This is a genomic window from bacterium (genome assembly GCA_018830565.1).
Classification (GTDB): Bacteria; UBA9089; JAHJRX01; order JAHJRX01; family JAHJRX01; genus JAHJRX01.
The window spans coordinates 36,183-56,348 of the sequence record JAHJRX010000043.1; the positions used below are offsets into that span (position 1 = coordinate 36,183).

The window sequence follows — 20,166 nt, forward strand, 5'->3', positions numbered from 1 at the left end:
AAAATGTTATAGTTTATTATAGCATATGGCATAAAAATAAAGGTTTAACTTTATGGAAAAGGTATCTATCTTTGTAGCTTTTACAGCAGGAGTTTTTACCTTTTTTACTCCTTGTTTCTTTCCCCTTGTGCCCACATACCTTGTTTTTATTACCGGCTTATCATTTAATGATTTGCTGACCAATACTTCCTTAAAGTTGACCAGGAATAACTTATTAATAAACACCTTCCTCTTTATTTTGGGCTTTTCCATCATTTTTATACTTTTAGGCGCCTCTATTACTTACTTAAGTAGTTTATTATATGAATATCAGGATATTTTTAAGAAGATAGGCGGAGTGGTAGTAGTTTTCTTAGGTTTGTATATCTTAGGAGTTTTTAAGATAAGTTTTTTACAAAGAGAATTTAAAATACATTTAAGACAAAAGTCGTGGGGGGTTTTAGGATCTTTTCTGACTGGGGTTACTTTTGCTCTTGGTTGGTCACCTTGTGTAGGGCCAATCTTAGGATCTCTTTTAGTTTACGCCAGTACCACCGCTACCTTGTATCAAGGAATTTATTTGCTGATTTTTTATTCTTTAGGCTTAGGAATACCTTTTTTATTGGTATCTGTCTTGTTAAGCACCTTTATGAGCTATTTTGATAAATTTAAAAAGTCATTACTTTTCATAAATAAAGCTTGTGGAGTATTTTTAATCTTAATAGGAATTATCATTTTCTTAGATAAATTTAATGGTCTTCAAAGATTGCTTTAAAAGTAAATTAACTTAAGGAGGAAATAAAAGATGAAATTCATTCATAGGTTACTACTCTGGCTTGAAGTTGTTTTAGGCATAGTGATTGTAGTCATAGTTGTTTTTGGTTTATACCTGATAGTAGTTTCCATTACTCAAGTACAAACTGTTTCCTTAGGTAAGTTTCATATTATTTTTGAAACGATCTTAAGTGATCTTCTTTTGCTAATAGTGGGGCTGGAAATGGCTGTGATGATGATTCAACGAAGAATGGAACTTTTGCCAGAAATTTTAGCTTTTGTGGTAGGAAGAAAGCTTCTCCTTATGATTCCAAATACTTATGAACTAATAATTTGGGTATTGGCTGTAGGGGCATTGTTTGCTATTCGGAAGTATTTGACTAAATGTGAAGGCTGCCTTAAATTTGAGCGATTAATATTAACAGGAGAAATTAGGCAAGACAAAAAAGATGAAACAGTTAAAACAGTTACTTAATCATGAGAAATTCTCAGGTTAAAGTTTCGGGTAAAAAAAACATGTAATCTCTTGTTTTATAGCACTTATTAGTCAAAATTTGACTTAGAGCAAATTAATTTTTAACTCCAAGCAAGTTTATCTTTTATTAGTTGGTATTATTTCCTATTTCCAGTTTTTGTTGATAACGACTATATCATTCAAGCTATCACCCAAATAAATCAGGTTTGCAAAAAAAGTAGTTAAAGAAGAAATTCTAAGGAAAGGAAGGTGCTATTATGGCAATTCGCTATCCTGCAGTAGCAGGAACATTTTATCCTAAAAGTGAAAAAGCTTTAAGAGCCCAAGTAGAATCATTCTTAGATTTTACTGCTTCTAAAGAAGAGGTATTAGGAATAGTATCTCCTCACGCTGGATATATCTATTCAGGAGGCACCGCTGGTGAGGTTTTCTCTAAAATTAATTTAGCTTCAACTTATATCATATTAGGTCCTAATCATTCGGGTTTAGGGCAAGAATATGCAGTTGACAGCAAAGAAACATGGCAAACTCCATTAGGCGATGTTTTGATAGACAAGGATTTGGCCAATAGCCTACTGAATAATTCTACCCTTTTAAAAGAAGATAATTTAGCCCACATTCAAGAACACTCTATTGAAATCCAACTCCCCTTTTTACAATGCTTACATAATGAGCCCTTTATGATTATTCCCATTTGTATAGGAGGTAGAGACTTAGAAGAACTTAAACAACTTGGAAAAGAGATTGCTTGGATTGTAAAAGATTCTCCTAAGAAAGTTGTGATTATTGCCAGTAGCGATATGACCCACTACGAATCTCAAAATATAGTCTCTAAAAAGGACAGTAAGGCTATTGAGGCTATCTTAGACTTAAACGAAGATGAGCTTATGGAAAAGATTAAAAAGTATAACATCTCTATGTGTGGTTATGCCCCCACGGTCATTATGTTAAAAGCAACTAAAGAGTTAGGGGCTAAAAAGGCTATCCTGGTAAAATATACTACCTCAGCTGAAGCTTCTGGTGATTATAATCATGTGGTTGGTTATGCAGGAATTATGGTAAAATAGGCTAAACTAAGTGATAGAAGATTATAGTTTTGGACAAGTTAAGATAGAGGGCAAGGTTTATAAACATGATCTCATTGTTTTCCAAGATCAGGTTAGCTCTTGGTGGAGAGTAACAGGCCACCAAGTAGTTAAAAAAGATATTGAAGCTTTGGCAGAGCAAAGACCTGAAATTATTATTTTTGGCATGGGTAGCTCTGGGTTAATGAAAGTAACTCCAGAGGTAAAAGATTATTTACACCAAAAAGATATTGAATTTTTAAGTATTCCTACTAAAGAAGCCACTCTTTATTTTAATCAGCTTTTAAAAGAAAAGAAAGTAGCTGGCGCTTTTCATCTCACTTGTTAAATAAAAAGAAGTTATTAGTTTATCAATCTTTTACTTTATGGGCTATATGTCCAAAATACAAAGCCAATGAAATTAAAAGGATTCCCCCAGCCAGACAAAGAATATTAAGAGGTTCTTCAAATGAAGTATAGAGAACATGTTTAAAGAACATTACTATCAAGATCATTATAATTACTTTAGCTAATCTATCCTTTAGGTCATCTAAGGTCTTTATTAGTAAAACATTAGAACCACGAGTATCGCTTTCTGCTACTTCAATCTTGCTGATAAATAATTCGTAAAGGCCAAATGAAAAAATAAGAAGAACTACCGCTAAAAGATAGTCATCTATCGCTCCAATAATACGTCCTACCAGGGCATCATGAAATGCACCATATGGTTCTGTGAAGTGACCCAACATGTAATTCCAGGCGTGAATAGCTATTCCTAATACATCATAGGTAGCTAAAAGAAAGAGAATAATAGCTGAAACCAAGCTGGCAATTACTGCTAAGATAACAATAAACTTACTATTCCACAAAAATGATTCAAATATCTTTTCTAACCAATTCATTTCTATATTTCTCCTTACCGAGTATCTTCTTCGTCATCCAATAAACGTTCAGCTATCAGCTTTTAGTTTTTTAACTTAGAAAGAATCACTTGTTTTTTCATTTATTTCACCGCCTTTGCAGGATTTTCTCTTCCTTTTTGCTGGCAACTGACCGCTGACTGCTGACTATATTTCCTACAAATCTACCGGCTTGACGCAACGAAAACCTATGTTATTAAATCTATAATCTGGCTTCATAAAACCTCTATAGTTACACTTACAACATTCTTCTCTATCAGCAAAAGAGCCACCTCTGATTACCTTATATCTCCCTTCTTTAACGCCAACAGGATTGATAATTACTCCTTTCTCATGGCATTGACTATAATAATTCCAATCATACCAATCCAGACACCATTCCCATATATTTCCAGCCAGATCAAAACATCCATAACAAGATCTTCCCTGCGGATAAGTAGCGACTGGAGAAGTTTTTCCTATGTTACTTCTTCCTCCATTACAAACATTATCCTTCCATTCATCACCCCAGGGATAAGCTTTTTTATTCTCTCTTCCCTCTACCCATCTTTCTCCTCGAGCTGTTTTTTCCCACTCTGCTTCCGTCGGTAGTCTTTTTTCTGCCCAATAAGCAAACATTAAAGCTTCATGCCAACTAATATTTACTACCGGCTGGTAAGGTTCATCAAAATCAGGCACAGGCTGATGGTCAGGATTAAACAGTTTATATTGAGCATTGGTAACAAGATACTTATCTACCCAATAATCACTTAAGAACACCACATGGATGGGGCTTTCACTTTCATACTCCTCTCCTCCCATCATAAACTCTCCTTTAGAAATTAGCACCATATCCTTAGGTGTATCTCCTTGGTAAAACAAATCTCTTTCAAAGGGTAATATCTTCATTATTTCTCTTGACTCAACTGGAGGATAGGATATTAATTTTCGATGATCTCTTCTCCAAAGCTTCTCTAATTATATTTATTACCTCTTCACTAGAGAAGGGCTTTTTTAAAACCCCAACCACTCCTATTTCCATAGCTTTCTCCAAGGTTTCTGGATTAACATTTCCTGAGATAATTATAGTAGTTGGATAATATTTCTTCATACTAGACATCTTCTTTAACCACTTTAAGCCATCTTCTTGATTTAAGAATAGATCTAACATTATAAGACTAATTTCTTCAGTAAGCAAAATCTTTTCTGCTTCGACTAATCTTTCTGCTAAAAATATTTTATATCCATAGTCCTTTAGTAAATTTCCTAAAGTAACTCTTACATTCTTTTCATCATCAATAATTAAGATACTATAACTCACTTTCTTCTCTCTGACTAGGTAAATAGACAATAAATTTAGTACCCTTGTTTTCTTTGCTTTCTACTTTAATCTTACCTTGATGTTCCTCAATAATGCTTTTGACAATAGATAATCCTAATCCCATTCCTCCCCATTTTTTACTATAATAAGGCTCAAAGATTAAAGACAAATCTTCTTCTTTAATCCCACAACCATTATCCACTACTTCTATTTTAATCATATTTTGGTCTTGTTCTGTCTTAAAAAAGACTATCCCTCCCTCGTACATCGACTCCACGCTATTCTTGGCTAAATTAGTAAAAGCTCTCTTCAGAGAATTTTTATCTAAAACCATCAAAGACAAATTCTTTGAAAACTCTCTATGAAATTCAACTTCAGGATATAACTTTTCCTGAATCTCGATTACCTCTTCTATTATTTTATTAATATTGTTTAATTTAAACTCTAATTTAGGTAACTTAGCAAATTCTGAAAACCCATGGGTAAGTCGGTATAGTTCTTCCACTTCTTCTAAGATAATCTGGCTACCTTCTTTTAAGATCTGTTCAAATTCAGGGTCCTTTTCTTCTTGTTTTCGAATAATTCTCTCTATAGATAATTTAATAGGCGTTAAAGGATTTTTTATTTCATGAGCTACCTTTTGAGCTACTGCCTGCCAAGTAGTTTCCTTTTCTGATTCAATAAGTTTCTTTTGAGCTTCGACTAAATCTTCTTTCCCTTTTTTAATTCTGGCTATCATATTATTAAAAGCCTTAGTTAATTTTACGATCTCATAAATCTTACTTCTTTCTCTTATTTGGCAATCTACATCTCCTAAGGATAGTTTTTTAGTTCCTTCTAATAAATACAGAATGGGGGTAGTAATAGCTTTAGAAATTAACCTTCCCGCCACTATAGCTACTATAACCATCAAAAATAAGACCAACAAAGATCCTATATAGATACTCTTCTCTATAGTTTCTTGGAAAAACTTTAACTTTTTATATTCTAGAGATAGTTTTTTTACAGACTCTTCTTGGCCTTTGGTCTTAATTAAGGATTGATCAATAAGTCTTTCTATGTCAGGATTAATGAATAATTTAATATTTTCTCTTAGTAAAATATTACTAATTAAGAATATAGGTAAGGCAGAAACAAGTGCTACGATTAAGAAGATAATGGTCAGCTTTATACGAAGTTTCATTTTTTCATAACCTCTGACTTTATCTTTGGAATTTGATTAGCCCAGTATTTCATCAAATCTAGCTCTAAATGAGAAATAGTCTTAATTTTACCTAATCTTGCCGAAATTTGATAGCAATAACCTTCTCCACTATTAATTTTCTCTAAAGGAAAAGAGATCTCTATGGTGTTCCAAAACTTTTTAGCTTCTTGAAAAGAAATAGCTTCCTCTTTTTTGCCATTAGCTACTATTTTATACTTCTTACTTATCAGGTCATAACTTATGGTTTTGGTAAGCATCTCACTTCTTACCACTTCTTTTCTCTTCCTTAACACTCTTATTTGCTCAATCGTATAATCTATCTTTACTAAAACCCCACTTTCAATTAATTCTATAAGTTCTTTAGCAGTAGCATTTCTTAATTCTGCCGAGAGATTATCCTTTATTTCCTCATGACAGACCACCAGAGAGACAAAATGAGGAATATCAGTAGAACGAAATATCACGGGCACTAAGAAAGTTTGAATAAGACTATAAATAAGAACAAATTTGCCTAACATTATCTCTAAGTTTTACCTTTCATCCTAACCATTTCTTTTTTTTATTAGTGGTCAAAAATTAATTCGAGGTCCTATAGAGACTATCACTCCTGACAGATCAATTTTTGGTGCTCCTTCTGCTACCTTGCCGGCTTGCTTTAAATTATCTATTTTGGCTTGAAGATAAAAAATGCTTGTTCCAATATCTATCCAGCGAGCTAATTTATAACTACCTTCTAAAATAATTTGATATCCTATGGTGTCTCCACTAACAAAAGCACTCTTAGTATAGTTTGTTTTGTCTTCACTGTCTTCACTTACTTCCCTTACTTCTTTCCATAAAGGTTCTATAAGTTTTTCATAGTCTACACCATACCAGCCTACTCCTGCTCCAATGGCATAGTTAAACTTTCCTTTGGGCACTTTATAAAAAGCATTTAGGGTGTGAAACCCTCCGCTTAAAAGTGCACTTTTGCATTTTTTGTTTTGGTCAGAAAAACCACTACTTTCACCATAAAACCAACTACCTATATAACCTAACTGGAGATATTCATAAAAAGTCCACCTAAGAGTTCCTCCACCCATTGTTAATCTTTTAATCTCACTTAATTGTAAGCTATTCTTCAAATCATCATTTAATTCTTTTAAAGATGGACTATAATAAATTGCCCAAAAAGGTGCCCCGCCAAATCCTCCATAATTAGGATCCAACCAAGCAGGAAGCTCATTTTGAGCCTTTGCTGTTGAATAACTTATTAAGATTACTAAGAACATTAAAGAGAATATCTTGCTTAACTTCATCTTAACCTCCAGGTGTTAAATAGATTTTTCTTTAAAAACTTATCATAGAAAATCATAGAAGTAATATAATTCTTAATCTTAAACTCGTCAAGGTTTTTTACAGCAATTCTAATTATGAAAATTTAGGTTCTTTCGTATTTATTGTGGATATCTCCTAGGATTTAACAAGCCTCAATGTTGTGATGCTTAATACTCAATCCCCTTTCTTCTCTGAATTCCCACATCATATGGATGCTTTATTGCTTCTATCCTGCTCACTAAGTCTGCTTTTTCAATGATTTTTTGTGATGCACCCCTGCCTGTCAGGACTAACTCCAGATTCTCCGGCTTAGCCTCCAATATATCCAATACCTCATCCTCTTTCAGAAAACCATCACGCAAGGAGATGTTTATCTCATCCAATATGAGCAGGTCGTATTTGTTTTCCCTGTACAGCCCTTTGATAACCCCTAATCCTTCAAGGCATTCATGCCGTATCTCATCAGCGGTAATATCCTTATGAAAATGTGGATGTTTTTTGGCAAAACCGAAGATATCTACACCGAGTTTTGTTAAAATCCCATGTTCAGCATATCCCCATCTTTCTGGTTCTTTATGAAAATAGATATAGCCGACCCGAAGGTTCTGTCCCCTTGCCCTTATTGCAAGCCCTATTGCCGCAGTTGTCTTACCCTTGCCATCACCTGTATAGATGTGGATTAAACCTTTCATGCCTGTCCTCCTCGTATGTATGCAATATGTAGAGACAGGTCTAAGATCTGTCTCTACTATTTTTTAAGATTATACCCGCGAGGGGTAATCATAAATTTACCCTTTACATAAGTTTTGGAATTGCCTATAATTATAGTTGTAAGCATGTCAACCTTCTCTGAAGAAAGCATTTCCTTAAGGGTAGTTATCTCTATTTCCTGGTTTTCTCGATATGCGTTCCTGACTATGCCTACCGGGGTCTGGGGGTTTCTGTGTCTCATCAAGATATTCCATGCAGATTTTAACGGCTCTATCCTCTTTTTACTTTTGGGATTATAAAGTACTATCACAAAATCTGCTTGTGCTGTCAGCTCAATCCGTTGTTCTATCAATGCCATATCTGTCAATAGGTCGCTTAAGGAGATAACGGCAAAATCATGCATCAATGGTGCGCCAAGCAAACCAGCACATCCGGAGGCAGCTGAAATCCCTGGAATTATCTCTATCTCAAGCCTGCCTATCTCCTCTTCACTTAAAAGCTCCAAAATCAGTCCTGCCATGCCATAGATACCGGCATCCCCGCTTGAGATAACACATACCCTTTTTCCTTCCAATGCCTTATTTATCGCCTTCTTTGCCCTTTTTATCTCCTCGGTCATGCCGGAAGAGATAATTTCCTTGTTATTTACCAGTTCCTTGAGGAGACTTACATAGGTTTTATACCCAACAATAACCTCGCACCCATCTATTGCCTCCCTTGCCCTTTGACACAAAAGACTCATATCACCGGGACCTATTCCTACAATACTCAGCCTTCCATGGCTATGGCTATAGTCACACCATTTAATTTCTGTTTTTTTACTATTAATCCCGCATTCCTGCCAGCTAATAATGCACATGGCTCACACACCCCCTTTAATCCAACATGTCGTTCAACAACATCACTATGAGATATTTCCCCATGGAAACATCTAATCTGTTCGTTTGGGATAAAGATCAGGGGAAGGTTTAGTTCCTCACATGCCTCTATCAACCCAATCTCACCCTTTTTCAGAGAGGCTGTTGCTGCCAACCGTATCCCTTCTATTTCTAACCCTTGTCTATCCAATGTGTTAAGGATGGCATCCCTTACCGTATCATGGGTTATCCCTTTCCGGCAGCCTATTCCAAGGATTAACCTCTTGCGAGCCTCTGTCCCTGTGGTAATAACAGGTATAGCATCCAATACAGCAGCCACCCTGAACGCAAGCTCATTTGCCCTGCCTTCGTGCCCGGAGAGTACGCTTATGGCAAATCGTCCGCTGGTATCCACGCAAACAATCGCCGGGTCAGTATGCTTACTCTTAATAAAAGGACTAATCACACGAACCACAATCCCTAACGCCGCAATAAATATCAATCCCTCGTATTTATGAAAGATACGAGCAACCATGCTTGCAAGAGATTCATTCTCATCCCTCTTAATAACCGTTATCCCATCAAGCCCTTTTAATAGCCGTTCTGCCAATGCCTCACCATGTTCATTTATCACCAAAACAGCAACCATCATTTCTGTCCTACCCGATAAAGGTGCGTGAATTCCTGAGCATAGAGCCTGCTTTTCTCAAACCCTTCCCTTTTCAGCACATCCCCTACGATAATCAATGCCTGCCTTTTTATCCCTTCATTCTTCACCTTATCGCTAATATCTGCAAGTGTACCCCTGATTATCCTCTCATCATCCCATGATGCCTTATAGACTACGGCTACGGGTGTTGTTTTCTCATAGCCGCAAGCAATCTTATCAACAATCTCATCTATCCTGTCTACACTCAAGAAAATAATAAGGGTCGCTTTTATCTGAGCAAGCCTTGCTATATCCTCGTTATCCGGCACAGCCGTTCTTCCGGAAGCCCTGGTGATGATTACTGTTTGACTTATCCCGGGGAGGGTCAGCTCTTGTTTCAGGGCAGCGGCAGCAGCACAAAATGAGCTTACACCAGGGACAACCTCATACTCAATTCCTTGTTCCTCACACCACTCTATCTGTTCAGCAATAGCACTGTACAGGGATGTATCCCCAGTATGGATTCGGGCTATAGCAGCGTCTGTGTCCTTATATTGCCTATATATTCCCACAACCTCTTCTAAGGTCATGGCAGCAGAATTGTATATCTGAACAGCTTTATTATGGGCAAATTCAAGTATCTTCTCATTAACTAAAGAGCCGGCGTAGATAATAATATCTGCGTTTTCTATAACCCTTTTGCCTTTTAATGTTAACAATTCAGGGTCACCAGGACCTGCACCAATAAAATAAACCTTAGCCACTTTTTAGTACCTCCATATCAGGTAAGGTAAGCGTTCAGCCGTCAGCTATCAGCAGTCAGAGAGAGCACCATTTCGAATTTCGAATTGCGAATTGCGAATCTGAAGAAACAGAACAGAATCTCAAATTGTGAATTGCATGGAGCACCCCTGGCAGAAATTGCGAATCTGTTCCATTTCTACAGATTCACAATTCGAGATTCGAGATTCGCGATCTTACTATCACCATTGAAAAATAATTCAAATCCCCTGCCCTTACATCCCTGATGTCCTTAAATATTGCCTCATCTTCCATTCCTGCCCTTGAGATATATGTTGCCCTATCCAGCATACCCATAGAGGTAAGGGCTTTTACAATATCGCCAAATACCTTGTGAACCTTCATAAGTATAACAGTATCAAATTGTTGCAGCGTTTTCTTCAAATTGTCTATTGTCAAGGGTGCTGCCGCATAATTTGCCGGGAGGATGGCAATCTTTTCATCAGCAAGACCAAGGGGTATCTTTAGCCTTGATGCGGCTGCAGTTATGGATGATACGCCAGGGATTATCTGAATATCCATCCCAGACCTGAGTTCAAGCAGCCTATCGCAGATATAAAAGAATGTGCTGTAAAGGGTAGGGTCACCAAGTGTAATAAATGCCACATCCATTCCCTTATTAATCCTGTCAAGGATTGAGTCTGCTATCTTTTGCCATCCTGCATCCATCTCACAAGAGTCAGATGACAGATTTTTTTCTTCATCTGCCTCCTGCCTCCTTGTCTTTCTCATCGGGAAATATGCAGAGATAATCTCCTTGCCTTCAAGGTTCAATGCCCCCTCTACAATAGACAAGGCAAGGCTTTTGCCTTCTTCCCTGCCCATAGGAACACAGATACAGGAGACGCGATTAAGAATCCGTATTGCTTTCAGGGTCAATAATTCAGGATCCCCAGGTCCTACCCCTATAACAAAAAGGCTGGCTCTGGATTTTGTCTCAAGGGTTTGGTGTTTGGAACCAGAATTCTGAAGCTTGAGAATAACCACACTTGGTTCTGAAAAAGCCGCATCAATAAACCCTTGCGGTTTTCCCTCTACAACCCTTTCATCCTTGCAGCCTAATCTTTCACAAACATACATTGTTATTGGAAGGTTGTCGGTAAGGGGTGAGGTATCGAGTATCTTTGCTATGACAGAAGGGGTAGTCATTCTGTCTGTAAGAATAGCCATCTTGTTGTGTTTTATAAGGAATGACGGCACATCCCGTATTCCATATCCAAGCCTTTTTGGGTCAGAGATTCCATGAAGACTCATCAGGAAGGCATCATCCCATGTCTCCCGTATCCTTGCAAATGCCGCCTGAATACTCGATAAATCAGGAAGTATCTCCACCATCTCCCTTCCAAACTCACCTATAATCTTCCTGCCAATCCCAAAGAACAACGGATCCCCGGAGCAAAGAATGGTAATGATTGCTGAGGGTTGGCAGGAAAGGGCAGAGCGAATGGCGTTGATAATTTTACCTACGGCTATCACTGTTACCTTGTCTTTGGGAAAATTGGGAAAATTACCGATATCCTCGTTTTTCAGCAGGACATCAAGAAGCCTGTCAGATGGGAGAATAATCATTGTTGAATTGCAAATTATCTCCCTTGCCCTTGCATCAAAGGGTCGATAACCAATACCAATAAGATAGATTTTACCCATCATACCTTCCTTAAAATATATGTGTCCATCAGCCAACCCTTTTCCTTTTTAGCCTCACCCTTTAATCTTTTAATCTCCTCGATTACATCCCTTAATTTCCCGGAGATTAAGATTTCATCTTCGGTCCCCAGATAGCCTCCCCAGTAAATATCAATATCGGTCTCCTGAAAGCGTTTATAGGCAGAATAGGAATCCAACATGACAATGGCATTTGTAACCTCATCAGCCGAATATTCTTTCAATTTTCTGCCGGTAGTAATCACAATTGGCTCCCCGATACGATTTAGGGGAATTTTATGCCTTGCAGTCAAAACCTGAATACTGGTTATTCCTGGTATCACCTCATACTCAAAATCTATTATTCCTTCTCTAAGTATGTGTTGTATCATTTCTAAATGTCCATCATATAACGAAGGGTCGCCCCAGACAAGGATAGCCCCGTTTTCATCTTCATTCATCTCATTTTTGATTAATCCGGCAATAACTGCTGATGTTTCCTGACGCCACACCTTAATCTCCTCAGAATATGGCTTGCAACCCTTTTTGCGTCCGGGAATCTTTGCGATTACAACCCTATATGTACCACTATCCAGATACTTTTCTAATATCTCCTTCCTTATCTCAAGAAGCTCTTTTCTGCCCCGTCCTTCTTTGTCTAAGAGGAAAAAGACATCTACCTTTTTCATCGTGTTTATCGCCTGAACAGTAAGGTAATCAGGGCTACCAGGCCCAATTCCAATAAGATATATCTTCTTCATCATTCACCGCCTTTTTCTCTCAAGCATGTTGCAAAGAGTGTGCCATTTCCATCTTCGGGAATATCCTTTAATGGAAGAGCAGTAACATTATCAGCAAGTCTGTAAACTTCTTTGCCGGGATATACCACCCAGAGATGTTCAATCTTTAGATTTTCCAAAGCAATCTTCATGGATTTCGTCAACCGAGGGGCATCTACATATTTAAATTCAACGCCCCAGTTTTTCCCTCTATGCTGCCAGAATAAATCTATCTCAGCGCCTGAGTGGGTACTCCAGAAATAAAACTCCTGCTCTCTTTTTCCAACGCTTCGGCATACACACTCTAAGGCAAAGCCTTCCCATGAAGTACCCAGTTTATTATGCAGATAAAGCTGGCTTAAGGTTTCAATACCTATGAGAGAATGAAACAAGCCTGAGTCTTGAAGGAATATTTTGGGTCTTTTAACAAGCCGTTTCCCAATGTTAAGATACCATGGCGGCAAAATCCTTACCATGAAGGTCCCTGCCAAAATCTCAAGATATTTTCGGACTGTCATATCGGAGATTCCAAAAGAGCGGGCAACCTCCGAATAATTAATGATTTGCCCATGGTAGTGGCTGATCATAGTCCAAAACCGCCTGAGCGTATAAGCTGGAATATTGATACCTAATTGCGGTATATCTCGTTCAAGAAATGTCGTAATGTAGTTTTCCCGCCAGAGCGTGCTTTGTTCCTCGGTTTCAGCCATGTAGGAGTCAGGTAATCCACCCCGAATCCAAAGTCTAAAAATGTTTTCCCGGCTAACATCGTCTATCCTGAACCCACCAAGATAATAGTAACCAATCCTGCCGGCAAGCGATTCGGAACTCTGCCTTATCAGATTACCTGAAACATTGCCAAGTATTAAATATTTCTGGCTGGGGTTGTTATCCACCAGATAACGAATGATAGGAAATAAATTCGGTAGCCGTTGAATTTCATCAATAACAATTAATCCTTTCAAGTCTTCAAGTGCAAGCTGTGGTTGTTCCAACCTGGCAATATCTCTCGGATTTTCAAGATCAAAATAATGACTATAATCAAATCCCCGAGCTATGGTTGTTTTTCCGCACTGACGAGGTCCCAGTATTGCAGTAACCGGAAACATACCGATTCGCTTTAAGATATTCTGAAAATCAATCTTCCTCTCAATTATCTTCATCATAAAAGCCCTCTAACCGTTCAGCTATCAGCAGTCAGCGGATGAAGGCTGACACCTGAACGGTTACAAAGGATACCATAACATCATTGAAATATCAAGCAGAAAATATGATTTTTCAAGCAATGTGCAATTCCTTCTTAGGCATATAGTATCTACTCAATTATGATGGGGAAGGTCGGTAACCGGTAATCGGTAAATGGTAATCGGTAAGAGAAACAATTACCTGATTACCTGCTTACCCGATCACCCGATAACTGATTACCGATTACCACGATTTATTGAGAAGATACTGCATATAATCTTAATATCTCCCTTCTCGCCTCACCAATTGTGAGTGGGATTCTACCAAATGGAATATTATCCTCATGCTTCAATCTATAAATCAACTCTGCCATTTGAGGCAATCTTAGCCTTACATTCTCCATATCCTCCGGTGCGGTAAATACATCCTCAGGAGTGCCGCCTCTGACAATATGCCCCTTGCTCAAAATATAAAGCCTGTCAAGGAATAAAGGGACAAGGTCAACTGAGTGTGTCGCCATAACAATGGTAACGCCATTTTCCTTATTTAACCTTGTCAGGAGATTCATCATTTTATATTCACCCATTGGGTCAAGTCCGGCAGTCGGCTCATCAAGGAGCAATATCTCGTGTCCCATAGATAAAAGTCCGGCAATACATGCCCGTTTCTTTTGCCCAAAACTAAGATTGTGGATTGATTTTCCTGCATAATCGTCCATCTCAACAGCCTTTAGTGCCTCCTTAACACGGCTGATAACCTCATCTTCCGCAAACCCCATATTTATTGGTCCAAATGCCACATCCTCAAAGACGCTTGTAGCAAAGAGCTGGTCATCAGGGTTTTGAAAGACAAGCCCGATTTTTTTATATATCTCCTTTGGCGATAGCTTTTTAATGTTAACACCGTCAAGAAGGATATTTCCCTCAATATCTTTTAACAGTCCGTCTATTGCCTTTAGCAGGGTTGTTTTCCCTGAGCCGTTTGAGCCGAGAATGCCTGTAAACTCTCCCCTTTTTATCTCAAGGCTTATGTCAGACAAGGCTATTGTCCCATCCGGATATTTGAACGAGTTTATCTGAACAGACAATCTTCTGACTTCTGACTCCTGACTTCTGTATTCTGATTTCACATCTTCCATACAACCCCCACAACAATAACGAACAGGACAGAGAATATAACCTCAACAGTTTTGAAGGGTTTGTGCTTGAGTATCGGTATGTTACCGTCATAACCCCTTTGAATCATGGCTACTGTGATATGGTGGCTATGGTCAAATGCCTTAAGAATGAGAGAGCCTGTAAGGGTGCCGAATGAACCCAATCCACACTTTATATTGGAGTATCCAAGTCGATTCTTCTGGGCGTTATAAATAACCATTGCATCCTCAAGGAGAACAAAAATATACCTGTAGGCAAACATCAATATCTCAATAAATCCTTGCGGAACTCTCATCCAGGAAAGTCCTGCTGCAAACTCCACAAACGGCATAGAAAAGCTCATAAAAACAACAATTGATACCGCACCCAGAATTCTGCTTGCTATCATTAAGCCCTCTATCAATCCATCGCTATGCCCAAAGATTTTTATGCCCATAATATCCAATGAGAATAACACATCGCTTCCAGAGAAAAAGAATTTCAACAAGACTATTATTGAGGCGATAAAGACAGGCTCTAAAAATCTCAGGACAAAGACCCTCAAGGGTATCCGTATCCTTATGCAGAGAGCAAGACAAAGGATTGTCATGAATATTGGGAGGACAAATCCCTTATAGCTTAGAACCATGGCAAGAATAGCCAGACTGATCATGATCTTTATCCTTGCATCGATTTTTGAAAGCAGAGAACGGTTACGACCATTCCCTGCGGTAAAGTATTCTGAAAATATTTCCATAATCTTTATAGGTAAGTATTCAGCGGTCAGGTATCAGCACTCAGCCAGAACCAGGAAAATCAAACGCAAAGATGAACTCCACAATTTTACACTTTCTTGCTTTTCTGCTCTAACATCGCTAAAAATTGATACCTGACCGCTGATAGCTGAACGCTTACTTAATTTTTAATTTTTCTCCTTCTGAATCCCAAAGCAATAAGCCCAATAAATACCAGAAATCCAGCAAGAAACAAATACGGGATTGGGGCAGATGAGCCCCCTGCAGCAGCAACATCCTTCATCTCATAGCCCTTAATAACCTTTGCTGTCTTCCCGCCGGGTGTGGATGTCTTCCTTTCGGGTGCTCCAGTTTGCCTGTTTACCTTCTGCTTTCTATCTTCTGCCGACTGCCGACTGCCGACTGCCTCCTGCCTACTGCTTACTGCCGACTGCCGACTGCCATCTGCCTGCAAACCGCGTATCGCCCTGGTTGCCTTCATAAGCCCATTGGCATCACCCTTTAGCCCAGGCACAGACATCAATACCCCTGTGGTAAATTTTGTCAGGGATGGATTGTTGCAGGTATGGTCGCAGCAGGCAAGACCAACCTCTTTTACGGTTTCTGCATATTCTTTGGCAAGCGTTTCTATTACCCTTTCGTCAGGCTTCCAGTATTTCTTTCTCACTGTCTCAAGCATCCTGGCTACAATGGATTGATATGCCCACATATTCTTTGAGCCGCGAAACATATCCTTTATCCCCAACTTGTTTCTATCCAACACATAGGTCTCATACATCTCGTTCCACTTGGCGGCATCGACAGCCTCAGGCACGGTTACCTGCCATCCCCAGAGGTGTCCTGTTACCATATCTATAAACCTTGTCCCTGCATATCCTTCCTTCATCATTGCCTTTATCCATTCGGGGTTCAGATACCTTGTCCTCATCTCCCTGCCCATCATCTTTTCAAGGGTTTCTTGCTTGGGCATCCTCGGATTTGCCATGTTGGTAACATAAACCTCTGGTGTCTTACCGTCTATTGCCCGAATTGCCATTGCCGTACCGCCAAGATATTGGAAGAAATCGTCGTTATCTAATGTTTGATAGACATTTCCTGAACGGCTGTGAACAGCCATCTTAGAGCCTGAAAGGGCATTCTTAAATACCTCAAGGCTAATATCCTTGTAATCCCTCTCTATTTTTTCTCCCCAGAATCCCTGTCCATAGAGATGGCTCATTCTCATAAAATACACATCAGCTACCTGCTTTTCATTATCCCATGTATCAGACAAAGGGATGACAGTAGATAGATTTGTTCCGTAAGCACCTGAAGGCACGGTAAATAATCTTACCCGTGCTATCCGCTCTGCCATATCCTCATGAATACCCTTTTTCATCAGCATCTTTTTTGTTCTCAGCACATTTGCCCTTAAAATATTGTCATCCTCATCCTGCTCTTTTGCCAAGCTCACAGCCTTGTCAAGTAATACCATAAGGTTGGAAAATAAATCCCTGTAAAGCCCCGATGGAACAATGGTTACATCTATCCTTCCCCGTTCGAGTTCTTCCCTTGAAATAGCCTCAACCCCGATAACCTTTCCCCTTTCATCCCATTTTGGCTTTATTCCCATAAGATACATAATCTGCGATTCCATCACCCCTTCATGCCTTATAGTCTCCACGCCCCATAGATTAAAGGTGAGTTTGTCAGGGTATTCGCTGTGCCTCTGCTTGTAGCCTTCAATCAATTCCTTTGCCAGATTTACCCCCATTTTATATGCATCCGGTGAGGGTATCTTGCGCGGGTCAAAGGAATAGAAGTTTTTACCTGTAGGAAGTGAGTCTGGATTCCTTATGGGGTCGTTACCCTGCCCTGCTGTGATATATCTACCGCTAAGGGCAGCTATAAATGAGTCAAGTTCCCTTTGTCCGCTTATGGCTATCCTCTCCTCCAATTCTGCCAGCCGTCTTTCCTTCTCTTCCTTACCCAACCCCTCCTCAATGGAAAGAATTGCCTCTGCTGTGCTTTTCCTGTATTTCTCCTCTGGAGATTTTCCAAAGGTATGCAATCCAAATGGTGTTTGCTTCTCTGCTATCTCCTTTATGTAATGTTCGAGTATCTCTACCTCTTTTCCTGACTTTATTGCCTCAATCTTCAGGTCAGTCAATATGCCCATCCTTAGGCTGAGTTTATTAATCTCTTCAAGCCTCAACTCAGCCAATGTCTGGCTTTTATCATTTGCCACAAGATAATCATTGATAGATGCTGCCAATTCTTTTAATTCATTGTTCAGCCCTGCCGTATCAAATGGCGGGGTCATATGGTCAATGATAACTGCCATGCCTCGCCTCTTTGCCTGTAGCCCCTCACCAACATCATCCACAATATAGGGATAGATATTTGGCATGTCCTGTATCAATATCTCTGGCGGGTCTTCATTGGTAAACCCAACCTCTTTACCTGAAAGCCATTCATGGGTGCCGTGAGTGCCGATATGAGCAACTGCATCTGCCCCAAAGGTTTTCTTGAGCCAGAGATAAAAGGCTATGTATTGATGGTGCGGCGGAAGGGTAACGGCGTGATATAATTTTTTTACATCCTGTTCCCAGCCGCGGGAGGGTTGTGGGGTAAAGAGTATGTTGCCGTATCTTACCTGAGGGATAACAATATTCCCCTGCCAGAGCATAATTTTATTATTTTCTATTGTGCCCCAGCTTTTAAGAACAGACGCCTTGAACCCTTTAGGCAGTTCCTCAAACCATTGCTTATAGACATTAATAGGGATAAGTACTGCCTGACCACTTTCGGCTAATTTGTCAATCTCTCCTTGAGCCCAATTGCCAATATTCCTGCCATAGCTATGAATATCATTAAAGAGTTCATCCTTGCTTTTTGGATGGTTTTCTCCCCCTGTATCGTATCCCTCTGCCTTTAACCGGTTCAGTATCTCAAGCAGACTCTCAGGCAGGACATTAAGGTATGATGCCCCAATATTCTGTTTGCCGGGCGGATAATTATAATAGATAATTGCCACCTTTTTGTCTTGGTTTGGTTTATTCTGAAGATTTATCCATGCCTTAACCCTGTCTGTAAGCATTTTTATCCGCTCAAGGATAGGCTGCTTCCTTATGTATTCAATCCCTGTCTCCCTATCAATCATTTTTTCCTTTGAGGCAATTACTGTGGGCTGAATAATTCCAGCCATTTCAGGGATGGCTACCTGCCATGTCCGCTCAAGAATATCCAGCCCAACAGGGGATTTTCTCCATTCATCATTTGATTGGGTATAAAGGGTTATGGCGTCAATAACAGGCACATTGAGCCGACAAAACAATGGTACCGCCCTTTGAGCGTCCACACCTATTTTCAGAGACATGCCGACAACGGCATCTATCCGTCCCTTGCCTCTTTCATCAAAGAAAAATCTCTCAATCGCATTTTCAGATGGATAGCCGTACACAGGCAGAACATTAAAGCCTTCTTTCTCAAGACTTGCTATAACCGCATCTACATGTGCCATGTTATCAGAATCAAGTGAGCTTTTATAAAAGGTGAGCCCTATCCATTTATTATGGGCATACGATTGGTGTGATTGAGAGTAAGATTTCATAAATTCGTCAAAATTATCCGCAGCCCTTTTTCCTCCTTTTTCCTGCTTAAGATAAATGCCAAAATCAGGAACAATCAAAGGCTTTTTGTACTTAATATTGAGTCCAAAATCCCTGCTTAAAACAAAAAGTACCATATTTTTTATATTTTCAAAGCCATTCTCCTTGTAGTATAGCCCAACCATTTTATCGTCTATAATTCCCATATTATGATGTTCTTTGGTGTAGCTCCCACCCAGCCCATAGACCTTACCGCCATTTTTTATTACCTGTTCAATATAGGGCTTTGCCAATTCTACTGCCTGTCTGTCCATTATAAGGAGGAAAAAGACGACCCTTGAATTTGCAATATCTTTTGCAACACTTGGGTTATTCTTAATGGAATGGGTTGTATAGACATTGAAGCCTATTTTTTCCCTCTTAACATCTTGCGGGTATTCCTTTTCTATTGCCTTGACTACATCTATGGCTATTTTTGAATGGCTGTCGCCCATGAGAAAGCTGACCGTTAGCGGCTGGGCATGGGCAGGGCACAGGAAGCAGGGGAACAGAATCCAGAATCCAGAAGTCAGAATCCAGAATAAAGATAGAAACAATCGGACTCCTGTATTCTGACTCCTGACTCCTGACTCCTGTCTCCTGTCTTCTGTATTCTTCTTCTTATTCCGGTACATAAACCACCTTTCCATTCTTTAGCTGATATGCAATTCCAAGTCTCGTGCCTTCACCGCTTAGCTGCGTATCAGTTACCTTTTTCACCTTAATCTCTTTGCCCTTCTTGGTAATTATCTCTATCTGACCGTCAGCGGTCTTTTTGGTAATGGTTACCTCTGATTTTGGGTCCAGCAGGTCAACCATATCATAAGCCATAAATAAGGCAATCATCATGCTGACAATAAAGACTACGCTGGCGTCGAAAAGATTTGCCACTCCGGCAATAGGGTCCTCAAGCAGCTGTTCGTATTTTTCAAATCTTTTGTGTCTTTTCAAAAATCTCATGCTTAGCTCCTGATTTGTAATAGTTCA

21 protein-coding genes are annotated in these 20,166 nt (G+C 39.2%); 4 read left to right on the top strand and 17 right to left on the bottom strand.

The window, feature by feature from the left end; all coding sequences use genetic code 11:
- Nucleotides 1-52: 52 nt before the first annotated feature.
- The 4 genes from KJ849_03420 (at nt 53) to KJ849_03435 (ending at nt 2,641) form a co-directional block, all read left to right on the top strand.
- Nucleotides 53-754, top strand: coding sequence for a cytochrome c biogenesis protein CcdA (locus KJ849_03420; protein MBU2599609.1), 702 nt, complete (start codon nt 53-55; stop codon nt 752-754).
- Between the two features lie 30 nt (nt 755-784).
- The gene (locus KJ849_03425) at nt 785-1,228 is read left to right on the top strand and encodes a hypothetical protein (GenBank protein ID MBU2599610.1); all 444 of its coding nucleotides are present in this window, start codon (nt 785-787) and stop codon (nt 1,226-1,228) included.
- Nucleotides 1,229-1,485: 257 nt separating this feature from the next.
- Entirely contained in the window at nt 1,486-2,295 is an 810-nt protein-coding gene (locus KJ849_03430; protein MBU2599611.1) for an MEMO1 family protein, read from the top strand.
- 10 nt (nt 2,296-2,305) lie between these two features.
- Nucleotides 2,306-2,641, top strand: a complete 336-nt coding sequence (locus tag KJ849_03435; GenBank protein ID MBU2599612.1) for a hypothetical protein — start codon at nt 2,306-2,308, stop codon at nt 2,639-2,641.
- A 22-nt stretch (nt 2,642-2,663) separates the two neighbouring features.
- Here KJ849_03435 and KJ849_03440 read toward each other — a convergent pair whose 3' ends face one another.
- From KJ849_03440 to KJ849_03520, 17 genes are all read right to left on the bottom strand, one after another.
- Nucleotides 2,664-3,194, bottom strand: a complete 531-nt coding sequence (locus KJ849_03440) for a YqhA family protein (GenBank protein MBU2599613.1) — start codon at nt 3,192-3,194, stop codon at nt 2,664-2,666.
- Nucleotides 3,195-3,368: 174 nt separating this feature from the next.
- On the bottom strand, nt 3,369-4,100 hold the full coding sequence (locus KJ849_03445) for a formylglycine-generating enzyme family protein (protein MBU2599614.1): 732 nt from the start codon (nt 4,098-4,100) through the stop codon (nt 3,369-3,371).
- Between the two features lie 13 nt (nt 4,101-4,113).
- On the bottom strand, nt 4,114-4,512 hold the full coding sequence (locus KJ849_03450) for a response regulator (protein MBU2599615.1): 399 nt from the start codon (nt 4,510-4,512) through the stop codon (nt 4,114-4,116).
- Entirely contained in the window at nt 4,502-5,695 is a 1,194-nt protein-coding gene (locus KJ849_03455; protein MBU2599616.1) for a GHKL domain-containing protein, read from the bottom strand. The genes KJ849_03450 and KJ849_03455 overlap by 11 nt, the downstream gene beginning before the upstream one ends.
- Entirely contained in the window at nt 5,692-6,234 is a 543-nt protein-coding gene (locus KJ849_03460) for a hypothetical protein (protein ID MBU2599617.1), read from the bottom strand. Before KJ849_03460 ends, KJ849_03455 begins: the two co-directional genes overlap by 4 nt.
- A 51-nt stretch (nt 6,235-6,285) precedes the next feature.
- Nucleotides 6,286-7,014 carry a hypothetical protein gene (locus KJ849_03465; GenBank protein ID MBU2599618.1) on the bottom strand — a complete coding sequence of 243 codons (729 nt, stop codon included), beginning with the start codon at nt 7,012-7,014 and terminating at the stop codon, nt 6,286-6,288.
- Nucleotides 7,015-7,200: 186 nt separating this feature from the next.
- The gene (locus KJ849_03470; protein MBU2599619.1) at nt 7,201-7,725 is read right to left on the bottom strand and encodes a cob(I)yrinic acid a,c-diamide adenosyltransferase; all 525 of its coding nucleotides are present in this window, start codon (nt 7,723-7,725) and stop codon (nt 7,201-7,203) included.
- A gap of 56 nt (nt 7,726-7,781) precedes the next feature.
- The gene (cobJ, locus tag KJ849_03475; protein ID MBU2599620.1) at nt 7,782-8,603 is read right to left on the bottom strand and encodes a precorrin-3B C(17)-methyltransferase; all 822 of its coding nucleotides are present in this window, start codon (nt 8,601-8,603) and stop codon (nt 7,782-7,784) included.
- Nucleotides 8,513-9,253: a cobalamin biosynthesis protein gene (locus tag KJ849_03480; GenBank protein ID MBU2599621.1), complete on the bottom strand. Its 741-nt coding sequence runs from the start codon at nt 9,251-9,253 to the stop codon at nt 8,513-8,515. The genes cobJ and KJ849_03480 overlap by 91 nt, the downstream gene beginning before the upstream one ends.
- A complete protein-coding gene (gene cobM / locus KJ849_03485; GenBank protein MBU2599622.1) occupies nt 9,250-10,014 on the bottom strand; it encodes a precorrin-4 C(11)-methyltransferase in 765 nt (254 codons plus the stop codon). Before cobM ends, KJ849_03480 begins: the two co-directional genes overlap by 4 nt.
- A 184-nt stretch (nt 10,015-10,198) precedes the next feature.
- On the bottom strand, nt 10,199-11,698 hold the full coding sequence (gene cobI / locus KJ849_03490) for a precorrin-2 C(20)-methyltransferase (GenBank protein MBU2599623.1): 1,500 nt from the start codon (nt 11,696-11,698) through the stop codon (nt 10,199-10,201).
- The gene (cobF, locus tag KJ849_03495; GenBank protein MBU2599624.1) at nt 11,698-12,456 is read right to left on the bottom strand and encodes a precorrin-6A synthase (deacetylating); all 759 of its coding nucleotides are present in this window, start codon (nt 12,454-12,456) and stop codon (nt 11,698-11,700) included. Before cobF ends, cobI begins: the two co-directional genes overlap by 1 nt.
- Nucleotides 12,456-13,637: an ATP-binding protein gene (locus tag KJ849_03500; GenBank protein MBU2599625.1), complete on the bottom strand. Its 1,182-nt coding sequence runs from the start codon at nt 13,635-13,637 to the stop codon at nt 12,456-12,458. Before KJ849_03500 ends, cobF begins: the two co-directional genes overlap by 1 nt.
- 275 nt (nt 13,638-13,912) lie before the next feature.
- The gene (locus tag KJ849_03505; protein ID MBU2599626.1) at nt 13,913-14,797 is read right to left on the bottom strand and encodes an ATP-binding cassette domain-containing protein; all 885 of its coding nucleotides are present in this window, start codon (nt 14,795-14,797) and stop codon (nt 13,913-13,915) included.
- A complete protein-coding gene (gene cbiQ, locus KJ849_03510; protein ID MBU2599627.1) occupies nt 14,785-15,552 on the bottom strand; it encodes a cobalt ECF transporter T component CbiQ in 768 nt (255 codons plus the stop codon). Before cbiQ ends, KJ849_03505 begins: the two co-directional genes overlap by 13 nt.
- A 158-nt stretch (nt 15,553-15,710) precedes the next feature.
- Nucleotides 15,711-19,814 (bottom strand): cobaltochelatase subunit CobN, encoded by a 4,104-nt coding sequence (locus KJ849_03515; protein MBU2599628.1) that lies wholly within the window; start codon nt 19,812-19,814, stop codon nt 15,711-15,713.
- On the bottom strand, nt 19,801-20,139 hold the full coding sequence (locus KJ849_03520; protein ID MBU2599629.1) for a DUF2149 domain-containing protein: 339 nt from the start codon (nt 20,137-20,139) through the stop codon (nt 19,801-19,803). The genes KJ849_03515 and KJ849_03520 overlap by 14 nt, the downstream gene beginning before the upstream one ends.
- Nucleotides 20,140-20,166 lie beyond the last annotated feature (27 nt).

Coding starts and splice junctions, on each gene's coding strand:
- KJ849_03420 (MBU2599609.1), top strand. CDS start 53: ATGGAAAAGGTATCTATCTTTGTAGCTTTTACAGCAGGAGTTTTTACC.
- KJ849_03425 (MBU2599610.1), top strand. CDS start 785: ATGAAATTCATTCATAGGTTACTACTCTGGCTTGAAGTTGTTTTAGGC.
- KJ849_03430 (MBU2599611.1), top strand. CDS start 1,486: ATGGCAATTCGCTATCCTGCAGTAGCAGGAACATTTTATCCTAAAAGT.
- KJ849_03440 (MBU2599613.1), bottom strand. CDS start 3,194: ATGAATTGGTTAGAAAAGATATTTGAATCATTTTTGTGGAATAGTAAG.
- KJ849_03445 (MBU2599614.1), bottom strand. CDS start 4,100: ATGAAGATATTACCCTTTGAAAGAGATTTGTTTTACCAAGGAGATACA.
- KJ849_03455 (MBU2599616.1), bottom strand. CDS start 5,695: ATGAAACTTCGTATAAAGCTGACCATTATCTTCTTAATCGTAGCACTT.
- KJ849_03460 (MBU2599617.1), bottom strand. CDS start 6,234: ATGTTAGGCAAATTTGTTCTTATTTATAGTCTTATTCAAACTTTCTTA.
- KJ849_03465 (MBU2599618.1), bottom strand. CDS start 7,014: ATGAAGTTAAGCAAGATATTCTCTTTAATGTTCTTAGTAATCTTAATA.
- KJ849_03470 (MBU2599619.1), bottom strand. CDS start 7,725: ATGAAAGGTTTAATCCACATCTATACAGGTGATGGCAAGGGTAAGACA.
- cobJ (MBU2599620.1), bottom strand. CDS start 8,603: ATGTGCATTATTAGCTGGCAGGAATGCGGGATTAATAGTAAAAAAACA.
- KJ849_03480 (MBU2599621.1), bottom strand. CDS start 9,253: ATGATGGTTGCTGTTTTGGTGATAAATGAACATGGTGAGGCATTGGCA.
- cobI (MBU2599623.1), bottom strand. CDS start 11,698: ATGGGTAAAATCTATCTTATTGGTATTGGTTATCGACCCTTTGATGCA.
- cobF (MBU2599624.1), bottom strand. CDS start 12,456: ATGAAGAAGATATATCTTATTGGAATTGGGCCTGGTAGCCCTGATTAC.
- KJ849_03500 (MBU2599625.1), bottom strand. CDS start 13,637: ATGAAGATAATTGAGAGGAAGATTGATTTTCAGAATATCTTAAAGCGA.
- KJ849_03505 (MBU2599626.1), bottom strand. CDS start 14,797: ATGGAAGATGTGAAATCAGAATACAGAAGTCAGGAGTCAGAAGTCAGA.
- cbiQ (MBU2599627.1), bottom strand. CDS start 15,552: ATGGAAATATTTTCAGAATACTTTACCGCAGGGAATGGTCGTAACCGT.
- KJ849_03515 (MBU2599628.1), bottom strand. CDS start 19,814: ATGTACCGGAATAAGAAGAAGAATACAGAAGACAGGAGACAGGAGTCA.
- KJ849_03520 (MBU2599629.1), bottom strand. CDS start 20,139: ATGAGATTTTTGAAAAGACACAAAAGATTTGAAAAATACGAACAGCTG.